This is a genomic window from Lysobacter sp. F6437 (assembly GCF_052547215.1).
Window position 1 is genome coordinate 30,440 of sequence record NZ_JBQWRB010000004.1, and the last position, 23,084, is coordinate 53,523.

General features: G+C 68.0%; 20 protein-coding genes. 5 read left to right on the top strand and 15 right to left on the bottom strand.

Annotated features, from left to right (window positions below):
• Window positions 1-21: 21 nt before the first annotated feature.
• The 10 genes from ACT9F5_RS11780 to ACT9F5_RS11825 all read right to left on the bottom strand — a co-directional run bounded on the left by ACT9F5_RS11780 (window position 22) and on the right by ACT9F5_RS11825 (window position 12,255).
• The gene (locus ACT9F5_RS11780) at window positions 22-2,601 is read right to left on the bottom strand and encodes a PepSY domain-containing protein (protein WP_445120151.1); all 2,580 of its coding nucleotides are present in this window, start codon (window positions 2,599-2,601) and stop codon (window positions 22-24) included.
• Window positions 2,601-3,293: a Fe2+-dependent dioxygenase gene (locus ACT9F5_RS11785; RefSeq protein ID WP_445120152.1), complete on the bottom strand. Its 693-nt coding sequence runs from the start codon at window positions 3,291-3,293 to the stop codon at window positions 2,601-2,603. The genes ACT9F5_RS11780 and ACT9F5_RS11785 overlap by 1 nt, the downstream gene beginning before the upstream one ends.
• Before the next feature lie 101 nt (window positions 3,294-3,394).
• Window positions 3,395-5,719 carry a catecholate siderophore receptor Fiu gene (locus tag ACT9F5_RS11790; protein ID WP_445120153.1) on the bottom strand — a complete coding sequence of 775 codons (2,325 nt, stop codon included), beginning with the start codon at window positions 5,717-5,719 and terminating at the stop codon, window positions 3,395-3,397.
• 97 nt (window positions 5,720-5,816) lie between these two features.
• Window positions 5,817-6,137 carry a Rieske 2Fe-2S domain-containing protein gene (locus ACT9F5_RS11795; protein ID WP_445120154.1) on the bottom strand — a complete coding sequence of 107 codons (321 nt, stop codon included), beginning with the start codon at window positions 6,135-6,137 and terminating at the stop codon, window positions 5,817-5,819.
• Complete coding sequence (locus tag ACT9F5_RS11800; protein WP_445120155.1) at window positions 6,134-6,661, bottom strand: GNAT family N-acetyltransferase; 528 nt, start codon at window positions 6,659-6,661, stop codon at window positions 6,134-6,136. The genes ACT9F5_RS11795 and ACT9F5_RS11800 overlap by 4 nt, the downstream gene beginning before the upstream one ends.
• Window positions 6,662-6,765: 104 nt before the next feature.
• Window positions 6,766-8,043 carry a SufS family cysteine desulfurase gene (locus ACT9F5_RS11805; RefSeq protein WP_445120156.1) on the bottom strand — a complete coding sequence of 426 codons (1,278 nt, stop codon included), beginning with the start codon at window positions 8,041-8,043 and terminating at the stop codon, window positions 6,766-6,768.
• On the bottom strand, window positions 8,040-9,347 hold the full coding sequence (gene sufD, locus ACT9F5_RS11810; RefSeq protein WP_445120157.1) for a Fe-S cluster assembly protein SufD: 1,308 nt from the start codon (window positions 9,345-9,347) through the stop codon (window positions 8,040-8,042). The genes ACT9F5_RS11805 and sufD overlap by 4 nt, the downstream gene beginning before the upstream one ends.
• Window positions 9,347-10,111, bottom strand: coding sequence for a Fe-S cluster assembly ATPase SufC (sufC, locus tag ACT9F5_RS11815; protein ID WP_445120158.1), 765 nt, complete (start codon window positions 10,109-10,111; stop codon window positions 9,347-9,349). The genes sufD and sufC overlap by 1 nt, the downstream gene beginning before the upstream one ends.
• Before the next feature lie 131 nt (window positions 10,112-10,242).
• A complete protein-coding gene (gene sufB, locus ACT9F5_RS11820) occupies window positions 10,243-11,718 on the bottom strand; it encodes a Fe-S cluster assembly protein SufB (RefSeq protein ID WP_445120159.1) in 1,476 nt (491 codons plus the stop codon).
• A gap of 75 nt (window positions 11,719-11,793) precedes the next feature.
• A complete protein-coding gene (locus ACT9F5_RS11825) occupies window positions 11,794-12,255 on the bottom strand; it encodes an SUF system Fe-S cluster assembly regulator (protein WP_445120160.1) in 462 nt (153 codons plus the stop codon).
• A gap of 158 nt (window positions 12,256-12,413) precedes the next feature.
• Between ACT9F5_RS11825 and ACT9F5_RS11830 the strand changes: the two genes are divergently transcribed.
• From ACT9F5_RS11830 to ACT9F5_RS11845, 4 genes are all read left to right on the top strand, one after another.
• Window positions 12,414-12,893, top strand: a complete 480-nt coding sequence (locus ACT9F5_RS11830; RefSeq protein ID WP_445120161.1) for an SET domain-containing protein-lysine N-methyltransferase — start codon at window positions 12,414-12,416, stop codon at window positions 12,891-12,893.
• A gap of 205 nt (window positions 12,894-13,098) precedes the next feature.
• Window positions 13,099-13,899: a 3-hydroxybutyrate dehydrogenase gene (locus ACT9F5_RS11835; RefSeq protein WP_445120162.1), complete on the top strand. Its 801-nt coding sequence runs from the start codon at window positions 13,099-13,101 to the stop codon at window positions 13,897-13,899.
• Window positions 13,900-13,909: 10 nt separating this feature from the next.
• The gene (locus tag ACT9F5_RS11840; protein ID WP_445120163.1) at window positions 13,910-15,082 is read left to right on the top strand and encodes a DUF3734 domain-containing protein; all 1,173 of its coding nucleotides are present in this window, start codon (window positions 13,910-13,912) and stop codon (window positions 15,080-15,082) included.
• Between the two features lie 221 nt (window positions 15,083-15,303).
• On the top strand, window positions 15,304-17,598 hold the full coding sequence (locus ACT9F5_RS11845) for a DUF5916 domain-containing protein (protein WP_445120164.1): 2,295 nt from the start codon (window positions 15,304-15,306) through the stop codon (window positions 17,596-17,598).
• A 95-nt stretch (window positions 17,599-17,693) separates the two neighbouring features.
• On the opposite strand, the gene ACT9F5_RS11850 is transcribed toward ACT9F5_RS11845, so the two are convergent.
• From ACT9F5_RS11850 to fusA, 5 genes are all read right to left on the bottom strand, one after another.
• Window positions 17,694-18,161 (bottom strand): putative toxin-antitoxin system toxin component, PIN family, encoded by a 468-nt coding sequence (locus ACT9F5_RS11850; RefSeq protein ID WP_445120165.1) that lies wholly within the window; start codon window positions 18,159-18,161, stop codon window positions 17,694-17,696.
• A 60-nt stretch (window positions 18,162-18,221) separates the two neighbouring features.
• Entirely contained in the window at window positions 18,222-18,845 is a 624-nt protein-coding gene (locus tag ACT9F5_RS11855) for a hypothetical protein (RefSeq protein WP_445120166.1), read from the bottom strand.
• Window positions 18,846-18,978: 133 nt separating this feature from the next.
• Complete coding sequence (locus ACT9F5_RS11860; protein ID WP_445120167.1) at window positions 18,979-19,572, bottom strand: hypothetical protein; 594 nt, start codon at window positions 19,570-19,572, stop codon at window positions 18,979-18,981.
• A 95-nt stretch (window positions 19,573-19,667) separates the two neighbouring features.
• On the bottom strand, window positions 19,668-20,279 hold the full coding sequence (locus tag ACT9F5_RS11865) for a peptidoglycan DD-metalloendopeptidase family protein (protein ID WP_445120168.1): 612 nt from the start codon (window positions 20,277-20,279) through the stop codon (window positions 19,668-19,670).
• A gap of 48 nt (window positions 20,280-20,327) precedes the next feature.
• Complete coding sequence (gene fusA / locus ACT9F5_RS11870) at window positions 20,328-22,370, bottom strand: elongation factor G (RefSeq protein ID WP_445120169.1); 2,043 nt, start codon at window positions 22,368-22,370, stop codon at window positions 20,328-20,330.
• A 232-nt stretch (window positions 22,371-22,602) separates the two neighbouring features.
• Between fusA and ACT9F5_RS11875 the strand changes: the two genes are divergently transcribed.
• Window positions 22,603-23,040, top strand: coding sequence for an OsmC family peroxiredoxin (locus ACT9F5_RS11875; protein WP_445120170.1), 438 nt, complete (start codon window positions 22,603-22,605; stop codon window positions 23,038-23,040).
• Window positions 23,041-23,084 lie beyond the last annotated feature (44 nt).

Consider the following 23,084-nt stretch of genomic DNA (forward strand, 5'->3'; position numbering starts at 1 on the left):
TCGTCCCCGGTACGCTTCGCCTCAGTACACGTCGCGCCGGTACCTTCCGTCGGCCGCCATCGCCTCCAGCGCCTCCACGCCGAAGATGTCTGCAAGCACCGCGTCAACTGCGGGGGCCATGCCTTCGAGGCTGCCGCAGACATAGATCGCGCCGTTGTCACCGAGCCAGCCGCGCAGGTCGTCGGCCGCCTCGGCCAGCAGGTGCTGGACGTAGCGTCGCGGCGCCTGGTCGCGCGAATACACAAGGTCGAGCCGTTGCAACTGGCCGGCGGCCTGCAAGCGTTCGAGTTCGTCGCGATGGAACCCGTCGTGGGCGGCGCTGCGCTCGCCGAACACCAGCCAGTTGCGGTGTTGACCGGCCCTGGTCCGCGCCTTCAGCACCGCGCGCAGGCCGGCCAGGCCGGTGCCGTTGCCGACCAGCAGCACCGGACGGTCGTCAGCCGGGGGATGGAACGACGGGTTGCTGCGGATCCGCAGGTCGACCGTTCCGTCGGGCGCCACGTGGTCGGTCAGCCACCCGCTGCCGCTGCCAAGCCGGCCGTCGGGCGTGCGCATCTGCCGGACCAGCAACTGCAGGCTGCCGTCGTCCGGCAACGAGGCGATCGAGTATTCGCGATGCGGCAGCGGCTTGAGCACCTCGGCGAGTTGCTGCGGCGTGTGGCCACGCACGCTGGCGGCTTCGGGAAGCTGCGAGCGGACGACGACGTCAGCTAGGGCTTCGTCCCGGCCGTCGCATTGCACCCGCACATCGCCGTCGAAGTGGCCATCGGCCAGCCATGCGGTGACGGTCGTCGCTGCGTGGCGCGGACCGATCTCGGCGATGTCGCCGGCCTGCCAGTCCATGTCAGCGGCGGCCTCGGGCACCAGCGCGAGATGGAAGGCCGGGCCGCCAGGACTGCCGGCATTGAGCAGCGTCCGCTCGACCAGCCGCCATTGGCCGTACTGCGGTGCGCTCCAGTCGGGCAGGTCGGGGCGGCCCCCCAGTTGCCCGATATGGTGCTGCCAATGACGCAGTGCGCCGGTGTCGTCGCCATCGACCTCGATCCGGTCGAACAACGGACGCGCACCCGCGTGGTGGAGCCACTGGTCGAGCGCACGGCCGAAACCGCAGTAGCTGTCGCCATACTCGCGGTCGCCGAGCGCAAGTACGCCGTAGCGCAAGCCCGACAGCGAGGACGCGTCGCCACGCATCTTCCGGGCGAACGCGCGTGCGGCGTCCGGCGCTTCACCTTCGCCAAAAGTCGACACGACGAACAGCACGCGGCGACCGTCGATGAGTGCGGCCGGAGCGAGCTTGCCCAGCGGTTGGACCTCGACCGCGCAACCGGCTTCCTGCAGGGCGGCGGCGGTCAGCCAGGCCAGTCGTTCGGCAGTGCCGGTCTGGCTGGCGTGGGTGATCAGGATCTCGTCGGTATCGACGTCGGCAGTGGTGTTGCCCGTCGCCGTCGGCGCTCCCGCATCTACACTGCGCGCCAACGCCCTGGCCGCGCGCTGCTTGCGGCGACGGTCGAGGTAGAGCATCCAGCCGCTGATGGTGAACAGCGGCATCAGCAGGCTGGCGAGCATGAACACCACCACGCCGCCGGTGCCGAAGAAGCTGCCGCGATGCAGCGCGAACATGCTGGCGCCGATCTTCTGCCGCCACGTGCCATCGTCGTAGCGCTGGTGCGCGACCACGTCGAAGTTCCAGCGGTCCAGTTGCAGTTCGTTGCGGGCGCGCTCGTGGGCGGGGTCGGCGTCGAGGTAGCGGAAGCTCAACGGCTCGCCGTCCTCGTCCTTCGGCCAACCCAGCGTGGCGGTGCTCCACGCCGGCGCCCTGTCGTTGAAGGCCTGCCAGGCCGAGTCGATGTCGAGCGGCGGCGGTGTGCCGCGATCGGTAGTTTCGCGCGGCTGCGCGCGCTCCTGCTTGCCGGCCCAGTCGTTGACCGCATCGCGATACCAGCCGTACGACCACCACAGGCCGGTCAGCGCCATCACCAGGTAGGCGACCAGCACCCAGGTGCCGACCACCGAATGCAGGTGCCACAGGAAGTTGCGGCCCTTCTGCCGCCAGTCCAGCCCCAGCCAGGTGCGCAGGCTGCCCCAGCGGCGGGGCCAGCGCAGGTACAGGCCCGAGAGGCAGAAGAACACCAGGATGACGGTCGAGGCGCCGACGATCTGCTTGCCGACGTCGTCGGCGACCAGCCAGCGGTGCAGCCGCATCGTGACGCTGAAGAACTCCTTGTAACGGGGTTCGGCCAGTACGTGGCCATCATAGGGATCGACATGCACGCGCTTGCCGCGGCGGCCGCCGTCCTTGGCCGCAAAGCCGACCACGGCGCTGTCGTCCGGTTCGTTCGACAACTGCAGCGAGGCGATCGCGTCCTCCGGCCGTTGCGTGCGCACGCGTTCGACCAGGGCCTCGGGTGACAGCGCTGCACCACGCGGCTCGACGGTCATCACCCCGGGGTTGAGCGCCTTCAGCAGTTCGTCCTCGAAACTGAGCATGCCGCCGGTGAAGCCGACCAGCGCCAGCACCACGCCGGCCGTGATGCCGAGCAGCCAGTGGACCTGGAATATCGCGTTGCGGAAGGTGAGGTTGGACAAGGTTGAACTCGACATCAGGTCTCCGCCCAGCGGCGCAGCAGGTTGTGGTAGACGCCGGTCAGCCGCAGCACGGCGTCCGGGTCGGCGTTGGAGGCGGTCAGTGCCTGGATCGATGCATCCAGTTCGAACAGCATCTGGCGTTGGCCGTCGTCGCGGACCAGGCTCTGCGCCCAGAAGAACGATGCCAGCCGTGCGCCACGCGTCACCGGAGCGACCCGGTGCAGGCTGCTGGACGGATACACGATCAGGTCGCCGGCGGGCAGCTTGACCTCGTGCTCGCCGTAGGTGTCGTTGATGATCAGCTCACCGCCGTCGTACTCGTCGGGTTCGCACAGGAACAGCGTGCACGACACGTCGGTGCGCAGGTTGAGTGGCGGCGAGCCGGCCGGCACCGCCAGCGCCATCACCGAGCCATCGACGTGGAAGCCGTACTGGCCGCCGCCTTCGTAGCGGTTGAAGCGCGGAGGCAGCGTCCGCGCCGGCAATACGGCCGAGAAGTACAGCGGGTTGCCGGCCAGCGCCGCCAGGACGGCCTCGCCCAGTTGCGCGCGCAGTGGCGACGACTCCGGCAGTTGCAGGTTGCGCTTGACCTTCGCCCCCTGCGGGCCGACGGTCTGCTTGCCGTCGGTCCAGTCGGCGCCATCCAGCGCCTGCCGGAACTGCGCCACCTGCCCGGAATCCAGGACGGCGGGAACGTGCAACAGCATGGTGGCCTCCTTGAACATGCGGACGCCTTCCCGCATCGGGAAGGCGTCCGTGCCGCATCGCCGGTTGCGCGACCCTTCGGGCCACGGCCGGCAACGTGTGGTCAGAAACTGAAGCTGGCGCTCAGCATCGCCGAACGAGGCGCACCCGGGGTGTAGCGGTAGCCGCTCTTGTTGATCGCCGCCACGTAGTCCTCGTCGAGCAGGTTATAGAGGTTCAGGCGCAGGTCGAGGTGTTCGTTGACCGCGTAGCTGGCGACCGCATCGACCACCCAGTAATCCTCCGTGAACGCCGGGGTGCCGACCGCGCCGTCATTGCCGCGCTTCATCTCGCCCGAATATCGCGCGCCGCCACCGACGGTCAGCCCGAACGGGAACTGGTAGGTGGTCCAGGCGGTGAACGCGCTGCTCGGGGTATAGGCCAGGTCGGTCGAGCCGTCGACGGAAACCGTCGGGCCCTCGACCACCTCGGCGTCCATCGTGGTGAAGCCGGTCGAGACCATCCACGCATCGGTGATCCGGCCGACCGCGCTCATCTCCACGCCGCGCACGCGCTTGCGGCCGGTCTGGTAGTACTGCTGGTCCACCGGGTCCTGCACGATCTCGTTGGTGACCTCGGTGTCGTACAGCGCGGCGGTCAGCAGCAATGCGTCGTTCCCGAGGCTCCACTTGGTGCCGATCTCGGCGGTGCGCGCCTTCTGCGGATCGAACAGCGGGTTGTTGGCGTTGTTCTCACGGTCGCTCAGCTCCAGGCTGCCGCCGCCCGGGGGCTGCTGCGAGATGGCGTAGTTGGCGTAGATGCTGCCGTTTTCGGCCGGCTTGTAGAGCGCGCCGAGCTTCCAGTTGATCAGCGTGTCGGAAGTTTCGGCGTCGACGCCGGGGAGGATCGAGCCTTCCGGAAGCGCGCCGCAATCCGGGCCGCGACGGCCTCCACACGGCACCAGGTTGCTGAACTCGGTGCTGTAGTGGTCGACGCGGACGCCGCCGTTGAGCTGCCACTGCGGGTTGAGCTTGATGGTGTCGAAGGCGTAGATCGCGGCGGTGTCGGTGCGGCCATCGCCACGCGCACCGGTGTAGGCCCACTGCAGTCCACCGACGGCGGGGTCGGGGTTGTACAGGTTGGCGGCCGGCCAGGCGCTGTCGCCGATCCCGTCGATGCCCTGGGTCTGCAGTTCCTCGCGGGTCAGCTCGATGCCGGTGCTCAGGTCGTGCTGCACGCGGCCGGTATCGAAGCGTGCGGTCAGGCTGGTCTGGTTGGTGAGGATCTCGTTGCGGTTGTCCTTGAACGTCGGCAGGCTGCGCGCGACCGTCCAGGTCGACGGGTCGTCGATGTCGGGCGTGACCAGGTTCGCGGTCGAGCCCATGAACGCGGTCAGCAGGTAATCCTGCTGCGTGCGGCCCCAGCGGGTGGTGTTGATCAGGCGGGCGTCGTCGGACAGGTCATGCTCGACGCGCACCGTGGCCATGTCGGCGGTGACGTCATCGTAGTCCGACAGGGTGCCGTAGAAGTTCTCCGGGTCGACCGTGGGCGCGGCTGCGATCTCCGGGCGGGTCGGGTCGGGCGAGGAGTAGCCGGGCAGGCCGATGGTCGGCACTCCGCCGTCGGGCAGGTTCTCCTGTTGCACGTGCAGCAGGTCGATGTAGATCCGGGTGGCGCTGTCGAGCCCGAAGCCGAGCGACGGCGCGACGCCCCAGCGCTTGTTCTCGACCACGTCGCGGCCGGGTACGCCGCTGTCCTGCGCCATCAGGTTGAGGCGGAACGCGTTGCCGTTGCCGAAGGTCTGGTTCCAGTCCGCGGTGGCGCGCTTCTGATCCTCGCTGCCAACGGACACCAGGCCGGAGACGCGGTCGCGCAGGAACGGATGTTTGGTCACCAGGTTGATCGCGCCAGTCGGCGCGGTGCGGCCGTGGTCGGTCCCGGCCGGGCCCTTCGCGACTTCGATCTGTTCGACGTTGAACACGTCGCGCGAGATCGAGCCTAGATCGCGCACGCCGTCGACGAAGATGCTGCCGGAGCTGTCGAAACCGCGCAGGTAGACGCTGTCGCCGGTGGTGGTGTTGCCGTTCTCGCCGACATAGAAGGTGCCGACGCCCGGGCTGTTGCGCAGCGCCTCGGTCAGTGTGGTCGCGCCCTGCTCGTTGAACAGGTCGCTGCCGATGACGTTGATGGTCTGGGTGGTATCGACCAGCGGCTGGGTGTACTTGGGCGACGACAGGTGGCCGGAGGAATAGGTCTTGACGCGCTTGCCTTCGACCAGCACCTGGTCGAGCGTGGTGGTCTGGGCGTCCGCGGCGGGGCCGCCGGTGGTCTGGGCCGAAGCGGCCATCGGCGCGCCGAGCGCGAGGCCGGCGACCAGCGACGCGGCGGTCAGCGACTGCGGCGATGCCGCGCGGGAGAAGGTGTGCTTGCGACTCTTGATGTGGGCCATGTCCATTGCCTTGGGGAAGTGAGCCGGACAATGGTAAACGCAAACAAGAATGATTCGCAATAAAGTTTGAGCAGGATGGGTCCGCTGTCGGGATGGCTCAGCGGTCGTCGCGGGTCCAGACCACGCCATCCTCGACCCTGACCGGGAACCTGACCACCGGCTCGTAGGCCGGCGCGCACAGGGCGCGGCCATCGCGCACGTCGAACTTGGCACCGTGCAGCACGCATTCGATGGTGGCCTCTTCTCCGTCGAAGTTGCCGGCCGACAGTTCGAAATCCTCGTGCGAGCACTTGTCCTCGAGCGCGTGGAAGTCTCCGTCGTAGTTCAGCACCAGGATCGGGGTGTCGCCGTCCCAGGCGACCGTGGATTCGCCGGGCAACAGTTCCGCGGTGGTGCAGACGCGGACCCAGTCGGTCACGGCAGTTCCTTTTCCAGTACCGCAAATCGCAGGTCGTCGCGCAGCGGCAGGCCGAAGCGCGGGTCGGTCGCGGGGAAGGGTTTCGTCTGGCCGGTACGGCGGTAGCCGCGGCGCACGTACCAGTCGATCAGCTCGATGCGCAGGTCGATCACCGTCATCCGCATCAGCGGCAGCCGCCAGTCCACGGCGGCGGTGCGTTCGGCCTCGCCGAGGATCGTCCGGCCCAGTCCGCTGCCCTGCAGTTCGGGGCGCACCGCGAACATGCCGAAGTAGCCGGCGCCGTCCTCTTCGGCGACGTGGGCGCAGCCCAGCAGCACGCCGTCGCGCTCGGCCAGCACGATGCGGCTGCGCGGGCGGTCGATGTCGGCCAGCAATACCTCCGGCACGATCCGGTTGCCGTCGAGCAGGTCGGCCTCGGTGGTCCAGCCGACGCGGCTGGTTTCGCCGCGGTAGGCGGAGGTGACGAATTCGACGAGCGCGGGGACGTCGGCGGCGGTGGCGTTGCGGAAGGTCAGGTCGGACATTGGGAGTTGCGTCGCGTTTGGTGTGCGCAATTGTAGGAGCGGCTTCAGCCGCGATCGTGGGGTCGTGTGCCCCGCCGGAGATTCAATCGCGGCTGAAGCCGCTCCTACAACAGCAATTTGCGGACCTTGTGGAGGGCGGCGATGAAGGCGTCGATCTCCTCGAAGGTGTTGTAGAACGCGAACGAGGCGCGGCAGGTCGCGGGCACGCCGAAGTGCTGCATCAGCGGGTGCGCGCAATGGTGGCCGGAGCGTACCGCGACGCCTTCGAGGTCGAGCAGGGTGGCGAGGTCGTGCGCGTGCGCGCCTTCGACCAGGAAGCTGATCACCGCCGCTTTCTCGCGGGCTCGGCCGAAGATGCGCACGCCTTCGACTTGGTCCAGCCGCTTCGTCGCATACGCCAGCAACCCCTGCTCGCGCGCCTCGATGTTGGCCATGCCGATCACCGACAGGTAGTCGACCGCGGTGCCGAGGCCGATGAAGCCGGCGATGTTCGGGGTGCCGGCCTCGAACTTGTGCGGCGCGTCGTTGAACACGGTGCCGTCGAAACGCACCTGCTTGATCATCTCGCCGCCGCCAAGGAACGGCGGCATCGAGTCGAGGTGCTCGCGCCGCGCCCACAGCACGCCGGTGCCGGTCGGGCCGGCCATCTTGTGGCCGGTGATGGCGTAGAAGTCGCAGCCGATCGCGGCCACGTCCAGCGGCCGGTGCGGCGCGGCCTGCGAACCATCGACCACGGTGACGATTCCGCGCTTGCGGGCCTCGCGGCAGATCTCGCGCACCGGGTTGACCGTGCCGAGCACGTTGGAGACGTGGGCGACGCCGAGCAGCTTCACCTCGGGCGTCAACAGCGAATACAGCTGCGCGAGGTCGAGGTCGCCGTGCTCGTCGATGTCGGCGACCTTGATGGTCGCGCCGGTGCGCTCGGCGACCAGCTGCCACGGCACGATGTTGGCGTGGTGCTCCATCCGGGTCAGCACGATCGCGTCGCCCGGCTGCAGCCGCGGCAACGCCCAGCTGTAGGCGACCAGATTGATCGCGAAGGTGGTGCCGCTGCACAGCACCAGTTCGTCGGCACGGACGTTGAGGAACTTCGCCAGCTTGCCCCGCGCGCCTTCGTAGGCCTCGGTCGCCTCGCTGCCGAGCGCATGCACCGCGCGGCTGACGTTGGCGTTGTGGTTGCGGAAGAAGTCGTCGACGGTGTCGATCACTACCGCCGGCTTCTGCCCGGTATTGGCCGAGTCGAGGTAGACCAGCGGCTTGCCGTGGACCTGCCGCCTGAGTACCGGGAAGTCGTCGCGGATGGCTGCCCAATCCACGCTTGTCGCCCCCCCTCCCGCTTGCGGGAGAGGGTTGGGGTGAGGGCGCTGTTGCTCCTGATTCATACCACCTCCATCGCGCTGGCCACCGAGCGCGCCAATGCCGCATCCAGCCGCGCCGCCACCGCCTCGCGCACCCCGGCATCCTCGAACACCGACAGCGTCTCGCGGCAGAACGCCGCCGTCAGCAGCGCACGTGCAGTCGGCTCCGGAATGCCGCGCGAACGCAGGTAGAACATCGCATTCCGGTCGAGCTGGCCAACCGTCGCGCCGTGCGCCGCCTGCACCTCGTCGGCGTGGATCACCAGCACCGGCTGGGTGTCGATCTCCGCGCCCTCGTTCAGCAGCAGGTTCTTGTTGGACAGGTTGGCGTTGGTGCCGTCGGCGCCTTCGCGGATCAGGATGCCGCCATGGAACACCACGCGGCCACGGTCGGTGCCGATGCCGCGCCAGGTCAGCTCGCAGGCGGTGTCGCGCGCGGCGTGGTCGATGCCGAGGCGGGTATCGAGATGGCGCTTGCCGTCGGCCAGCAGCACGCCGTTGGCATGCAGCCGCGCGTTGTCGCCCTGCAGGGTGACGTTGAGTTCGTGTCGCGACAGCGCGGCGCCGAGTTCGAGGTCGAGCCGGCGGTATTCGGAATCGCGCGCCAGCACCGCGTCGGTACGGTGCAGCAGGGTGGCGCCGGTCGACTCGTCCTGCACCCGCGCGTGCAGCAGGCGCGCGTCGCGGCCCAGGTGCACGTGCATCAGCGAGTTGCCGAGGTGGCGGTGGGCGCCGGTCGACAGCTGGTGTTCGACCACGCGCAGTTCGGCGCCGGCCCTGAGTTCGACGAGGTGGCGCAGGTGCCATGCCTGGTCGGTGTTGGCGGGGATACCAACGAACACCAGGTGGACGGGGGCTTCGGCGCGGACGCCGGCCTCCGCGCGCAGCACCACGCCTTCGTCGGCCAGCGCGGCGTTGACCTTGGCGAAGACCTCGTCGGCGCGCTCGAAGCGGCGTGCGAGGAAGTTGGCTTCGCGTGCGTCACCCTCGCGCAACACTTGCGACAGCGGCTGCAGGGTCACGCCTTCCGGCAGACCCGCGAGATCGGAGTGGCCGGCTTCGAAGCGGCCGTTGACGAACACGATCCGTGGCACCGGAATGTCCGTCAGCACGGCAGCATCGAATGCCGGCGTGGCCTCGGCGGGCGCGAACGTGCGACGCTCGAGCGCGCGCAGTGGCGTGTACTTCCACGCTTCGACCCGCGCGTGCGGCAGGCCGTCGTGCAGCGCGGCATCGAGCGCGGCCCGACGGGTTCCGCCAAGACCGGCTGCATCGCGCGCGGGCAGGGCGTCGAAAGAGGATGCAAGCGAGTCGAGCAGGGCGCTCATCAGGCGGCCGCCCCCGGCGTGATGCGGTCCTTCACCCACTCGTAGCCGTGCTCCTCAAGCTGCAACGCGAGCTCCGGTCCGCCGCTCTCGATGATGCGGCCGTCGGCCAGCACGTGCACCACGTCGGGCTTGATGTAGTCGAGCAGGCGCTGGTAGTGGGTGATGACGAGGAACATGCGCTCGGGCGAACGCAATGCGTTGACGCCCTCGGCGACGGTCTTGAGCGCGTCGATGTCGAGTCCCGAATCGGTCTCGTCGAGGATCGCCAGCTTCGGCTCCAGCAGCGCCAGCTGGAAGATCTCGTTGCGCTTCTTCTCGCCGCCGCTGAAGCCCTCGTTGACGCCGCGGTGCAGCAGCTCGTCCTTCAGGTGCAGCACGGCGAGCTTTTCGCGCACCAGCTTGAGGAACTGCATGGAATCGAGCTCGGCCTCGCCGCGCGCCTTGCGCTGGGCATTCAGCGCGGTTCGCAGGAAGTAGGTGTTGTTCACGCCCGGGATCTCGACCGGGTACTGGAACGCCAGGAACACGCCGGTTGCGGCACGCTCTTCGGGTTCCAGCGCGAGCAGGTCCTGACCGTTGAAGGTCACCGAGCCGGCGGTGACTTCGTAGCCTTCGCGGCCGGCGATGATGTTGCCGAGCGTCGACTTGCCGGCACCGTTCGGCCCCATGATCGCGTGCACCTGGCCCGGCTGCAGTTCGAGCGACAGGCCCTTGAGGATTTCCTTGCCGGCGACGGCGGCGTGGAGGTTTTCGATCTTCAGCATGGTTTCTTTCTCGTTTCCCGCGAACGGGTGAGTTGTGTTTTTGTAGGAGCGGCTTCAGCCGCGATTTGGAGTCGGCACGCACGACCGGGTATCCGATCGCGGCTGAAGCCGCTCCTACAGAAGCTCCGGCCTCAGCCGACCGAACCTTCCAGGCTCACTTCCATCAGCTTCCTGGCCTCGACCGCGAACTCCATCGGCAGCTCGCGGAACACCTGCTTGCAGAAGCCGTCGACGATCATCGACACCGCGTCCTCCTGGCCGATGCCACGCGAACGGCAGTAGAACAGCTGGTCGTCGCTGATCTTGGAGGTGGTCGCCTCGTGCTCGACGGTAGCGGTCGGGTGCTTGACCTCGATGTACGGGAAGGTATGCGCGCCGCACTGCTTGCCGATCAGCAGCGAGTCGCACTGGGTGTAGTTGCGCGCGCCCTCGGCGCTCGACGCCACCTTGACCAGCCCGCGGTAGGTGTTCTGCCCGCGGCCGGCGCTGATGCCCTTGCTGATGATCTTGCTCTTGGTGCGCTTGCCGACGTGGATCATCTTGGTGCCGGTGTCGGCCTGCTGGCGGTGGTGGGTCAGCGCGACGGAGTGGAACTCGCCGGTGGAGTCGTCGCCGATCAGCACGCAGCTCGGGTACTTCCAGGTGATCGCCGAACCGGTCTCGACCTGGGTCCAGTGGATCTTGCTGCGCGCGCCGCGGCACTCGCCGCGCTTGGTCACGAAGTTGTAGATGCCGCCGACGCCGTTCTCGTCGCCGGGGTACCAGTTCTGCACGGTCGAATACTTGATGTCGGCGTCTTCCAGCGCGACCAGCTCGACCACCGCCGCGTGCAGCTGGTTCTCGTCGCGCATCGGCGCGGTGCAGCCTTCCAGGTACGACACCTGGGCGCGGTCCTCGCAGATGATCAGGGTGCGCTCGAACTGGCCGGTGTGGCCGGCGTTGATGCGGAAGTAGGTGCTCAGCTCCATCGGGCACTTCACGCCCTCGGGGATGAACACGAAGCTACCGTCGGAGAACACCGCCGAGTTGAGCGCGGCGAAGTAGTTGTCGCCCACCGGCACGACCGAGCCGAGGTACTTCCGGACCAGCTCCGGGTGCTCCTTGATGGCTTCGGACATCGAGCAGAAGATCACGCCCTTTTCGGCCAGCTCCTTGCGGAAGGTGGTGCCGACCGAGACCGAGTCGAACACCGCATCCACCGCGACGCCGGCCAGCTTGGCGCGCTCGTGCAGCGGCACGCCGAGCTTGTCGTAGGTGTCGAGCAGTTCCTGCGGGACTTCGTCGAGCGACTTGTACTTCGGGCCTTTCGGCGCGGAGTAGTAGCTGATCGCCTGGAAGTCGATCGGCGCGATCTTCAGCTTGGCCCAGTGCGGCACCGGCATGGTCAGCCAGTGGCGGTAGGCCTCCAGCCGCCAGTCGGTCATCCACTGCGGCTCGTCCTTCTTGGCCGAGAGCGCGCGGACCACGTCCTCGTCGAGGCCGGGCGGCAGGCTGTCGGATTCGATGTCGGTGATGAAACCGGCGTCGTACTTGCGGCCGAGCTGGGCGTGGATCTCGGCGTTCTGCTCGACCGGTCGGAGCGGGGTTTCTATGATGTCGGTGGCCATTGGGCTGCCTACTGTCGTGATGTGGGGGCGGGCAAACCCGATCGGACGGGCTTGCTTGGAACAGGTCTGCTTGAATCAGGCATTGGCCAGGCGCAGGTCGATGCGCCTGGACGGTGTCGCGGGGCCGGGTGGCGGCACGCCGTCGATCATCTGCGCCAGGGTCACGCTGCGCAGCGCCTCGACCACCACGTCGTTGATCCGTCGCCAGTTGGCACGCACGCCGCAGTGGTCCTCGATCGTGCAGTTGCCCTCGTGGACGCTGCACTCGGTCATGCCGAGCGGGCCTTCCATCGCCTCGACGACCTCGATCAGGCTGATCGCCGCGGCCGGGCGCGCGAGGCGGTAACCGCCATTGGCGCCGCGGAAGCCCTCGACCAGTCCCGCCTGCGCCAGCGGCTTGAGCAGCTTGCTGACGGTCGGTGCTTCCAGGCGGGCGCGCTCGGCCAGTTCCGAGGCGCTGAGCACGGCATCGGACTGGGCGGCGAGGGCGGTCAGGACGACCGTCGCGTAGTCGGTGAGCTTGGTGACGCGGAGCATGGCGGCGAACCGGGAGGGAGTGGTCGGATCGGGGGTTGAATCAATCCGTACCGGAATTGTACTGATTAAGCCGGCCCCGGCCAAGCAGCCGGCTCGCCGGGGTTCATCCGCGCGGAAGTCCGGCACAATGGAGTTTCGTCCCCGTCCGGAATACCTGCATGCCGCGCAAGATCGTCGCCCGCCGCTCCGTCATCCACGGCAATGGCGTATTCGCCGTTGAACCGATCGCCAAGGGCGAGCGCATCGTCGAATACAAGGGCCGCCGCCGCACCCACGAAGATGTCGATGCCGGCGACAGCGGTGACGCCGATTCCGGCCACACCTTCCTGTTCACCCTCAACGACGAGTACGTGATCGACGCCAACTTCGAGGGCAGTACCGCCAAGTGGATCAACCACAGCTGCAAGCCCAACTGCGAGGCGGTGCTGGAAGAGGATGACGGCGATGACCGCCGCAAGGACCGGGTGTTCATCGAGGCGACCCGCAAGATCAAGCCCGGCGAGGAGCTGGCCTACAACTACGGCATCACCCTCGACGAGGCGCACACGCCGCGGATGAAGAAGATCTGGGAATGCCGCTGCGGGGCGAAGGAGTGCACCGGGACGATGCTGCAGCCCAAGCGCAAGAAGAAGGGCTGAGCCATAGCGCCTGGCCTTTTTGTAGGAGCGGCTTCAGCCGCGATCGGGAATCGGCGCGCGACGGGACATCCGATCGCGGCTGAAGCCGCTCCTACAGGAGCCCGGGGCCTTCGCCCATTGGACCAACGTCACCGGTCCGCCATGGGGCATCGTCACAGTCCACCGTTACCATGGGGCGATTCCATCGCACACGAAGGAGCCCCGCATGACCTCGATCGAAGGCAAGGTCGCCCTCGTCACCGGCGCTGCCAGCGGCATCGGCAAGGAGATCGCGTTCGAGCTGTCGCGCGCCGGCGCGCTGATCGCGATCGCCGACATCAACCTTGATGGCGCCCGCGCCGTCGCCGCCGAGATCGAGCAGGCCGGTGGCCGTGCGATCGGGGTGGCGATGGACGTCACCGACGAGGCCGCGGTCAACGCCGGCACCGGGCATGTCGTGGCCGAATTGGGCGGGGTCGACATCCTGATCTCCAACGCCGGCATCCAGATCGTCAACCCGATCGAGCACTACAGCTTCGCCGACTGGAAGAAGATGCTGGCGATCCACCTCGACGGCGCGTTCCTGACCACGAAAGCCGCGCTGCCGCACATGTACAAGGCTGGCGACGACGGCAAGCCACGCGGCGGCACGGTCATCTACATGGGTTCGGTGCACTCGCACCAGGCCAGCAAGCTCAAGTCGGCCTACGTCACTGCCAAGCACGGCCTGCTGGGCCTCTCGCGGACGCTGGCGAAGGAAGGCGGCGAGCGCGGCGTGCGCAGCCACGTGGTCTGCCCGGGCTTCGTGCGCACCCCGCTGGTCGACAAGCAGATCCCGGAGCAGGCGAAGGAGCTGGGGATCAGCGAGGAGCAGGTGATCCGCGACGTGATGCTCGGCCACACCGTCGATGGCATCTTCACCACGGTCGAGGACGTCGCGCAGACGGTGCGCTTCCTGTGCGAGTTCCCGAGTGCCGCGCTGACCGGGCAGAGTTTCGTGGTCAGCCACGGCTGGCACATGCAGTAGCGACGCGCCGATGGCCGCCAAGCCGAAGCTGCGCCTGCCCGAGCACGTCGCACTGGTGTTGCAGGGCGGCGGGGCGCTGGGTTCCTACCAGGCCGGGGTCTTCCAGGGCCTGCACGCCGCCGGGGTCGATCCCGACTGGGTCGCCGGCATCTCCATCGGCGCCTTCAACGCCGCGATCATCGCCGGCAACCCGCCGCAGCGGCGGGTCGATGCACTGCACGAATTCTGGGAGACGATCTCGCAACCGTACTTCCTGCCGGCGACCACGCTGGGGCAGGAGGCGCATTTCCTCGACATCAACGAACACGCCCGCGCCTGGCTCGACACCTGGGAAGCCTGGCGGGCGATGACCGAGGGCCAGCGCGGCTTCTACCAGCCGCGCAGCTGGACCAGCTGGCTGCCGGGGCAGAACCCGCTGCAGCCGACCGGGCCGACCGTCGCCAGCTACTACGACACCAGCCCGATGATCGCGACGCTGGAGCGGCTGGTCGATTTCGACCGGCTCAACGACGGCGATATGCGGGTCTCGGTCGGCGCGGTCGATGTCGCCAGCGGCAACCTGGAGTATTTCGACAACCGTTCGATGCGGCTCGACGCGCGCCACATCCTCGCATCCGGCGCGCTGCCGCCGGCGTTCCCGGCGGTCGAGATCGACGGCCGCTTCTACTGGGACGGCGGGCTTGTCTCCAACACCCCGCTGTCGTACCTGCTGCAGGCCGAACCGCAGGCCGACACCCTGGTGTTCCAGATCGACCTGTGGAACGCGCGCGGCGAACTGCCGCAGACCCTGCTCGACGTCGCCGAGCGCGAGAAGGAGATCCAGTACTCCAGCCGCACCCGGATGGTCACCGACATCCAGCGCGTCGGCCAGCACTACCGGCGGCTGCTGCGCGAACTGCTGGAGGAGATCCCGGCCGACGTGCGCGAGTCCAACCCGTGGTGCCGCCATGCCGCCGAGCTGGCCTGCGACAACCGGATCGGCGTGATCCACCTGATCTACCGTGAGCGTGCGCGGTTCGGCCACTTCAAGGACTACCAGTTCGGCCGGGTGGCGATGCGCGAGCACTGGCAATCCGGCCTGGCCGACATCGGCCGCGCGCTGGCGCACCCGGAATGGCTGAAGCTGCCGACGGGGGAGAACACCTTCGTGACCCACGATGCGACGGCTGAGGACGAGGGGTAAAGCCCGCGTTGTTGTAGGAGCGGCTTCAGCCGCGATCGGGCCGGCGATCGCTCGTCCGTTTGCCGATCGCGGCTGAAGCCGCTCCTACGTGGGGTGATTGACCCTGCTTCAGTAAAGTCGATGCACCTCGCGCCCGAATGGTTGCCATGACTTGCGACAGTCGGTACGCCGGCCGATCCGGTCTAGTCTGCGCACCGAATCCCGCCCTGTCCGGACCTTCCATGCGCTTCCCGCTGTTGCTGCCCATCCTTGCCATCCTGGCGCTGCCCGCTCATGCGGTCGAGGCGCCGGTGGACGGTATTCCCACCAGCGGCCGCACGATCGAGATCGACGGACGGATCGACCCGGTCGAATGGCAGGGCGCGCGCCACTTCGACGACTTCGTCCTGACCCAGCCGCTGTCGCTGCAGCCCTCGCCGTATGCGACCGAGGCCTGGGTGCTGTCCACGCCCGACGGACTCGCGGTCGCATTCCGCAGCCTGCAGGCACCCGACGTACCGCGCGTGCGCACCCGCACCCGCCGCGACGAGGACGCACAGGTCGACCGGGTCAACGTCGCGATCGATTTCGACGGCGACGGCCGCACCGGCTACAACTTCATGGTCACGCTGGCCGGCGGCATCGCCGACGAGGTGATCACCAACGAAGGCAGCTACAGCAGCGACTGGGACGGCAGCTGGACGCACGCGGTCAGCGAGGACGAGGCCGGCTGGAATGTCGAGATGCTGATCCCCTGGTACATCGCGCCGATGCGCAAGGCCAACGGCGGCACCCGCACGGTCGGGCTGTACCTCGACCGCGTGATCGGATCGACCGGCGAGCGCGTCGCCGCGCCGGGCGCGAGCTTCCAGCGTGCTCGGTTCCTGTCTGATTTCCGCAAGGTCGAATTGCCCGCCTACAGCCAGTCGCTGCTTGCGATCACGCCGTACGTTGTCGGCGTGCACGACTTCACCGGCAACGGCAGCGGCGGCCGTAACGACTTCGATGCCGGCGCCGACATCTTCTGGAAGCCCAACGGCCAGACCCAACTGACCGCGACCATCAACCCCGACTTCGGCCAGGTCGAAAGCGACGACCTGGTGGTCAACTTCGGTGCGGAAGAAACCTTCTTCAGCGACAAGCGGCCGTTCTTCACCGAAAACCAGGGCATCTTCAATTTCGGACTTCTGATCGACAACAGCCAGCTGATCTACACCCGCCGCGTCGGCGGCGCGGCCGACGACGGCAGCGGTGCGGGCGACATCGATGCGGCGGTCAAGCTCAACGGCAGCCTGGGCGGCACCAACTACGGACTGATGGCGGCGGAAGAAGGTGGCGAGGCCGGACGCTCGTTCCGCGCGCTGCGGCTCAACCACGATTTCGAGCGCCAGAACGTCGGCCTGCTGGCGACCCAGGTGCTGCGTCCGTACCTCGACCGCGAGGCGCGCGTACTCGGCATCGACCACCGCTGGCAGCCGACCGACGCGCTCACCATCACCAGCAACGTGGTCGGCAGCGACATCGAGCAGGCCGGCCAGACCACCCGTGGCAGCGGTGCGACCACCGTGGTCGAGTACGAGATGGGCAATGGTTGGCGCCAGCAATGGCTGGCGATGCATTTCGGCGACGACCTGGAAGTCAACGACTTCGGCTACCTCGGTCGCAACAACCTCAACTACGCACATTGGCAGGTCAGCCGTCGCCTGACCGGATTGGCGCAGGCGTCCGCCTACGCCTCGCACGACTACCGCGGCCGCATCATCGGCATGGACAACGACCATGGCCTGCGGCTGCAACGGCAGCTGCGCCTGATCCGCTCCAGCGAGCGACGCGATGGCGGCAGCGAGTACCTGCAGCTCAACATCAACGCGCCGTACTACTCCGACCTGTTGACGCGCGGCAACAACGCGCTGCGGCAGCCAGGCAACTTCAGCCTGTCGTTCGAACGCGACCGGCCGCGCAAGCGCAACTGGGCATGGGAGCTCGACGCCTGGGCCGGCAGTGGCGGCCTGTCCGGCAACGACGAGATCGGCTACAGCCTGGAGTTTTCCCCGACCTACTACTTCAGCGACGCCCTCAGCGCATTCGTCGGTGGCTACGCCGAGTACACCCCCGACTGGCTGGTCTGGCAGCACGACAACCTGGTCGGCCGTTTCGAGCAGCGCTCGCTGCAGTTCAACGCGGGGCTGGACTGGAGCATCGGCCAGCGCCAGGAACTGCGGTTGAAGCTGCAGGCGATCGGGCTGGACGCGCAACTCATGGAAGCGGTGGAGGTCGCTCCGGACGGCAGTGCGGTGGCGGTCGATACGGCATTGCCCGGCAACGAAGTCGATGATTTCAGCCTGCGCAACCTCGGCTTCCAGGTCCGCTACCGCTACATGCTCGCGCCGTTGTCGGACCTGTACGTGGTGTACGGGCGTGGCGGCTACATGCTCGACGAATTCTCCGTGGGGCCGCGCGACCAGTTGCAGGACAGCTTCAGCCTGCGCGACAGCGAGCAGTTGCTGGTGAAGCTGGCGTACCGGTTCGAGTTATAGGACGTAGATGCCCTTCGGGCTTTTGTAGGAGCGGCTTCAGCCGCGATCGGAATCAGCGCGGGCAAACGGCTCCACGATCGCGGCTGAAGCCGCTCCTACGAAGAGCGACTGCCGGGCACCCAGTCTTCCGGCGTGGTTATCTGGAACAATCCCTCGCGTTGGCAGCGCCGCGCCAGCGAAAGCAGGTGACGGTCGCGGCTGACCAGCCAGCGGGCGCCGGCGTCTTGCGCGAGCTGCAGGAACTTCTGGTCGTCGGGATCGCTGCAGCGGGGCAGGGTGGTATCGGGTGGGCGACCCGCGACGAGGTGGATCGCGTCGAACGGCTGCACTAGCGCGTCATGGGCTTCGGTCAGCGCGGCGCAATGGGCCTCCTTCAGGGCCAATGCCGGGTAGCGCAATACACGCAGCCATTCGTCCCGGCATTCGTTGCTGCCGATCGCAACGACGTCGCCACTCGCCAAGGCTTGGCGCAGCGATGCTGCCCGCGGGTCGTCGAACAGCAGCAGGTCCAGCCACACATTGGTATCCAGCACCACGCGTGGTGCGGTCGCCAGACCGGTCATGGAGATCGCGTCACGATGGTCGGCCGTGCAACGGTCATGGGGCCGCTGCGATTCGTTGCGTTATTGCTGCACTTCACGGATATCCGCCGACGCGATCCGCCACGCGCGCTGCTCCGCGGTGGCACCGTCGACCACCGCGCGGCGCAGGGTGTAGGCGCCGACATAACGGTGGACGCTGCCGTCATCGCGGGTTGCGGCCAGCGCGACCGGGACCTCGATGTAGCGTGAGCCGGCCGCCGGTTCGATCCGGCCGGGCGGCATGACTTCGACTGAAACTTCGGCGGTGTCATCGAAGCCGTCGGCGAACTGCTGTGGCGACTGCCCGCTGGCCTTGCCGCCATCCGACCACAGTGCGTACGCGCGGCCGTAGCTGCCGCCGTTGATGGCGTCGTAATACGCGCGGACCACCGCAACCGCTTCGTCGGCGCCGGGGCCGTCGCTGGTGACCGGGGTGGAGGGCAATTCGCTGGGCGCTGGCGGTATCGATTGGCCATCGACGGCATCCGGCAAGCCGTCGCCGTCGAGGTCGACGAGGTTGCCTTCGTCATCGATCGCGGTGCCCGCCGGCAGTTCGATCGCGGGTGGTTGCGGCGGACCGACCTGGCCCGGCCCCGGCTGGCCTGGCATGCCGGTCACGCTGCCGCTGGCCTGGTCGGGCGCAGGCAAGGCCTCGCCAGCGGTCACCTCTTCCTGCGCCGTGTCGGATGGGCGATCGCCGCAACCTCCGAGCGCGAACACCGCCGCTAACAGCAGCCCCCGGAAAATCCTTGCGTGTGTCTCGAAGCGAGTTGATTGTCCAGCCATTACGGTTTCCGATTCACTCGTCCAGGTTGACCACGACCACGCCGCGCTCGATCCGGGTCGACTCGATCCGGCGTGCGCTGATGCGATCGAGCAGGTTGTTGTCGAGCCGGTAGACCGGTTCCTCGCGCGCGTAGTCGGACAGCCAGGCATTCAGCAGTTCGCGCGAGGTGCCGTTCATCACCCCGCCCAGCGCGGGTACGTCGACCGCCTCGATCACCGGATCCTGCAAGTGCAGGCCGAGGGTGCCCATGTCGAAACGCAGCCCGCTGCTGAGCGCGAAGTGCCCGGTGGTGGCCATGCTGCTGCTGCCCATCGCCGACAGGCCGACGTCGAAGTCGAGCCGCAGGCGGGTACTGTCATACGGGATCGACAGCGTCGGGTTGGTCAGGCGCAGCGAGACCAGCCCGCCGAGCTTGTCGTATTCCTTCGGGAAGTTGCGGTCCAGCGAATGCTGCAGCTGCGGCTGGGTAAACGTCACCTGGCTGCCGAGCATCGCCCCCAGCGTGTTGAGGGTGGAGCAGCCAGCGGCCACCAGCGCGACCGCGAACAGCAGCACCAGCATGTTGGACTTGCGTACGACGGTGCCGCGGACAGCCGGTTTGCGCATGATCGATCCCTTGCAGATTGTGGGCGACGGCCACGTTACGCAGCCGCGGTGAACGATGGGTTAGCGCGCCCCGATTGCCGGCGTGCCGCCCGATGCTAGCGCGAAGCGGTTTCGGCGGGGGTGTCTTCGACGGGCAAGTCGTCCGCACCGGCCCGCAGTCGCGGCAGCGGATCCAGCGCACCGCCGTCGCCGTAGATGCCGTAGTGCAGATGCGTCGGCGTCCCCCGGGCGTTGCCGCTGTCGCCCACGAAACCCAGCAGGTCACCCGGAAGCACCACGCCGCCCTTTGAAAGACCCGCCGCCCACCCGTCGAGGTGGGCGTAGTAATGGCGTTCCATGCCCGGCCCGAGCACCCAGACCTGGCGCCCGCCCAGCCCGCCCTCGCGCACGGCGCTGATGACCCCGCGTGTGGTGCTCGCAACCGCGGTGCCACGTTCGGCGAAGATGTCGACGCCTTCGTGGCGGCGGTCGGTATCGCGCGCTGCGCCCCAGGTGTCCGCAACCGCGCCCACCGCGACCCCATCGACCGGCATCGGCAGGGAGACCGGGGCCGGCATCCGCGAAATCTCCCACGTCATCCGGGTCGAAGCCATGAACGGTTGTTGCCAGGCCCACCAGCCCGCGGCCGCCAGGCCGGCGAGCACCAGCGCGGTGGTCAGCAGGCGGCGGGCGAGGGGGGTGTAATCGCGAGGAACGGAATCGGCCATGGCGCCGACGCTACCGCGTGCTCGCGCATTGGCGCGTCAATATCCCGGTCAATCCTCCTCGTGCCTCGGCTTGTACGCGTCGACCAGCCTGCGCTGCACTTGATCCGGCACTGGTTCGTAATGGCTGAAGTCGAGCGAGTAGCGGCCGCGCCCGGCGGTCACCGACTTCAACTCGGCGGCATAGCCTTCCAGTTCCGACAGCGGCACCTGCGCCTTCACCGCGATCTCGCCACCACGCAACACGTCGGTGCCGTTGATCCGCGCGCGCTTGCCGGCGAGTCCGCCGCTGATATCGCCCATGTTCTGTTCCGGCGCGTTGACCTCCAGGTCGACGATCGGCTCCAGCACCTGCGGCCGCGCCTTGCCGATCGCGTCGAGGAACGCCTTCTTGCCGGCGGCGACGAATGCCACCTCCTTGCTGTCGACGCTGTGGTGCTTGCCGTCGAGCACCACCACGCGCACGTCCTGGATCGGGTATCCGGCGATCGCGCCGCTGTGCAGCACCTGTTGCACGCCTTTCTCGATCGCCGGCATGAACTGGCCCGGGATCGTGCCGCCCTTGACCTGGTCGACGAACTCGAAACCGGCGCCGCGCGGCAGCGGTTCGACCCGTAACTGCACCTCGCCGAACTGCCCGGCGCCGCCGGTCTGTTTCTTGTGGCGGTGGTGGCCCTCGGCCTTGCCGCTGATGGTCTCGCGATAGGCGATGCGCGGCGGGTGCGAGGTGACGTCGATGCCGTGGCGGTCCTTCAGCCGGTCCAGGTTGACCCGCAGGTGCAGGTCCGACAGCCCGCGCACGACGGTCTCGTTGGTCTCGGCCTCATGCTCGACGTGGAAGCACGGGTCCTCCTCGGCCAGCTTGTGCAACGCGCCGGCCAATTTTTGTTCCTGCCCTTTGCTGGCGGCGTCGATGGCCAGCCCGAACATCGGCCGCGGGAAGTCCAGCGGCGACAGGCGGATGCTGTCCTCGTCATGGCTGTCGTGCAGCACCGCGTCGAAGTGCAGGTCATCGACCTTGGCGACCGCGGCGATGTCGCCCGGGACCGCGCGGTCGACCTCGACGTGGTCCTTGCCCTGCAACCGGAACAGGTGGCCGACCTTGAACGGCTTCTTGCCATCGTCGACGAACAGCTGGCTGTCCTTGCGCACCGTGCCCTGGTAGACCCGGAACACCCCGAGCTTGCCTACGAACGGATCGTTGGTGATCCGGAACACGTCGGCGATCACGTGCGCCTTCGGGTCCGGCACGGCTTCGATGCGCTGGTGGTCGGCACCTTTCTCGAACGGCGGCGGGTTGGCTTCGGCCGGGTTCGGCAGCCACTTTTCGATCACGTCGAGCAGTTCCTTCACGCCGACGCCGGTGCGCGCCGAGCAGAACAGCACGGGCACCAGGTGGCCCTCGCGCAGGCACTGCTCGAACACTTCGTGCAGGTCGTCGCCGGACAGCCCGTCCTCGCCGATGTCGAGATAGCGCTCCATTACCGTCTCGTTGACCTCGACCACCTGGTCGATGATCTTGCGGTGCCAGTCGGCGACCGGGCCGACGTCGCTGTCGCCGCTGGTGTTGCCAAGGCAATCGACCACCCGGCTGGCGCCGTCCGCGGGCAGGTTGAGCGGCAGGCATTCCGGTCCGAACTCGTCACGGATGCCATCCAGCACCGCGACCGCGTCGGCGCCGTCCTGGTCGATCTTGTTGACCAGGATGACCCGGCACAGCCCACGCGCCCTGGCCCTCGCCATCATCCGCCGGGCGCCGTAGTCGACCCCGCTGGCAGCGTCGAGCACGATCGCCACGGTCTCCACCGCGGCCAGTGCCGACAGCGCCGGGCCGCGGAAATCGGGATAGCCGGGGGTGTCGATCAGGTTCACGTGGGCACCGGCGTGGTCGATGCCGGCGATCGCGATGTCGACCGAATGGCCGCGCTGCTTCTCGACCGGGTCGAAATCGGACACGGTGCTGCCGCGTTCGATGCTGCCTGCCGTCTGGATGGTGCCGCCGGCGAGCAGCAGGGCTTCGAACAGGGTGGTCTTGCCGGCGGCGGGGTGGCCTGCGAGGGCCACGTTGCGGATGTCTTGGGTGCTGTGGGACATGAGCGGACTTCTCCCTGCGCTGAGGGTGGAAGGCCGTCATGGCTGTCCGCGCTGCGCGACCGAGCGTGGTGCGCTCGGCGGGCGGTCATGGCGGGAGGCCGGCACGGGGCCGGACCGCAAGCCTCGCGCCGGCGATTGGGGGAGTCAAGCGGTGCGCGCGACCGGGCCACATGCCGGGCTAACACCCGGGCGCGTAGCCTGCGGACTCCCCCACCAGACCAGGAGTCACCCCATGGGTATTTCCCGCCACGCCACCGCACGCTGGGAAGGCGACCTCAAGACCGGCCGCGGCCAGCTCAGCACGCCTGACAGCGGGCTGATGGAGAACACCCGCTATGCCTTCAGCAGCCGCTTCGGCGACGAGAAGGGCACCAATCCCGAGGAACTGATCGCCGCCGCCCATGCCGGCTGCTTCACGATGGCGCTGTCGGCCAAGCTGACCGAGGCCGGCCATCCGCCGACCCGGCTGGACACCGAGGCCGCGGTCGACCTGTCGATGGAAGGCGGGCCGGCGCTGTCGCAGATCACCCTGAAGGTCGAAGCCGAGGTGCCCGGGATCGACGACGCGAAGTTCCAGTCGATTGCCGAGGACGCCAAGGCCAACTGCCCGATCTCCAAGGCGCTGAGCGCGGTGCCGATCTCGATGCAGGCGACCTTGAAGGCGGGTTGAGGCAGCAGGCGAAGCGCGGCGGCAGTTTCGGGCAGGGCAGGTGC

Bases quoted from the DNA above. Each gene is read 5' to 3' on its own strand.
- ACT9F5_RS11780 (WP_445120151.1), bottom strand. From the start codon at position 2,601: ATGTCGAGTTCAACCTTGTCCAACCTCACCTTCCGCAACGCGATATTC.
- ACT9F5_RS11785 (WP_445120152.1), bottom strand. From the start codon at position 3,293: ATGCTGTTGCACGTTCCCGCCGTCCTGGATTCCGGGCAGGTGGCGCAG.
- ACT9F5_RS11790 (WP_445120153.1), bottom strand. From the start codon at position 5,719: ATGGCCCACATCAAGAGTCGCAAGCACACCTTCTCCCGCGCGGCATCG.
- ACT9F5_RS11800 (WP_445120155.1), bottom strand. From the start codon at position 6,661: ATGTCCGACCTGACCTTCCGCAACGCCACCGCCGCCGACGTCCCCGCG.
- ACT9F5_RS11805 (WP_445120156.1), bottom strand. From the start codon at position 8,043: ATGAATCAGGAGCAACAGCGCCCTCACCCCAACCCTCTCCCGCAAGCG.
- sufD (WP_445120157.1), bottom strand. From the start codon at position 9,347: ATGAGCGCCCTGCTCGACTCGCTTGCATCCTCTTTCGACGCCCTGCCC.
- sufC (WP_445120158.1), bottom strand. From the start codon at position 10,111: ATGCTGAAGATCGAAAACCTCCACGCCGCCGTCGCCGGCAAGGAAATC.
- sufB (WP_445120159.1), bottom strand. From the start codon at position 11,718: ATGGCCACCGACATCATAGAAACCCCGCTCCGACCGGTCGAGCAGAAC.
- ACT9F5_RS11825 (WP_445120160.1), bottom strand. From the start codon at position 12,255: ATGCTCCGCGTCACCAAGCTCACCGACTACGCGACGGTCGTCCTGACC.
- ACT9F5_RS11830 (WP_445120161.1), top strand. From the start codon at position 12,414: ATGCCGCGCAAGATCGTCGCCCGCCGCTCCGTCATCCACGGCAATGGC.
- ACT9F5_RS11835 (WP_445120162.1), top strand. From the start codon at position 13,099: ATGACCTCGATCGAAGGCAAGGTCGCCCTCGTCACCGGCGCTGCCAGC.
- ACT9F5_RS11840 (WP_445120163.1), top strand. From the start codon at position 13,910: ATGGCCGCCAAGCCGAAGCTGCGCCTGCCCGAGCACGTCGCACTGGTG.
- ACT9F5_RS11845 (WP_445120164.1), top strand. From the start codon at position 15,304: ATGCGCTTCCCGCTGTTGCTGCCCATCCTTGCCATCCTGGCGCTGCCC.
- ACT9F5_RS11850 (WP_445120165.1), bottom strand. From the start codon at position 18,161: ATGACCGGTCTGGCGACCGCACCACGCGTGGTGCTGGATACCAATGTG.
- ACT9F5_RS11860 (WP_445120167.1), bottom strand. From the start codon at position 19,572: ATGCGCAAACCGGCTGTCCGCGGCACCGTCGTACGCAAGTCCAACATG.
- ACT9F5_RS11865 (WP_445120168.1), bottom strand. From the start codon at position 20,279: ATGGCCGATTCCGTTCCTCGCGATTACACCCCCCTCGCCCGCCGCCTG.
- fusA (WP_445120169.1), bottom strand. From the start codon at position 22,370: ATGTCCCACAGCACCCAAGACATCCGCAACGTGGCCCTCGCAGGCCAC.
- ACT9F5_RS11875 (WP_445120170.1), top strand. From the start codon at position 22,603: ATGGGTATTTCCCGCCACGCCACCGCACGCTGGGAAGGCGACCTCAAG.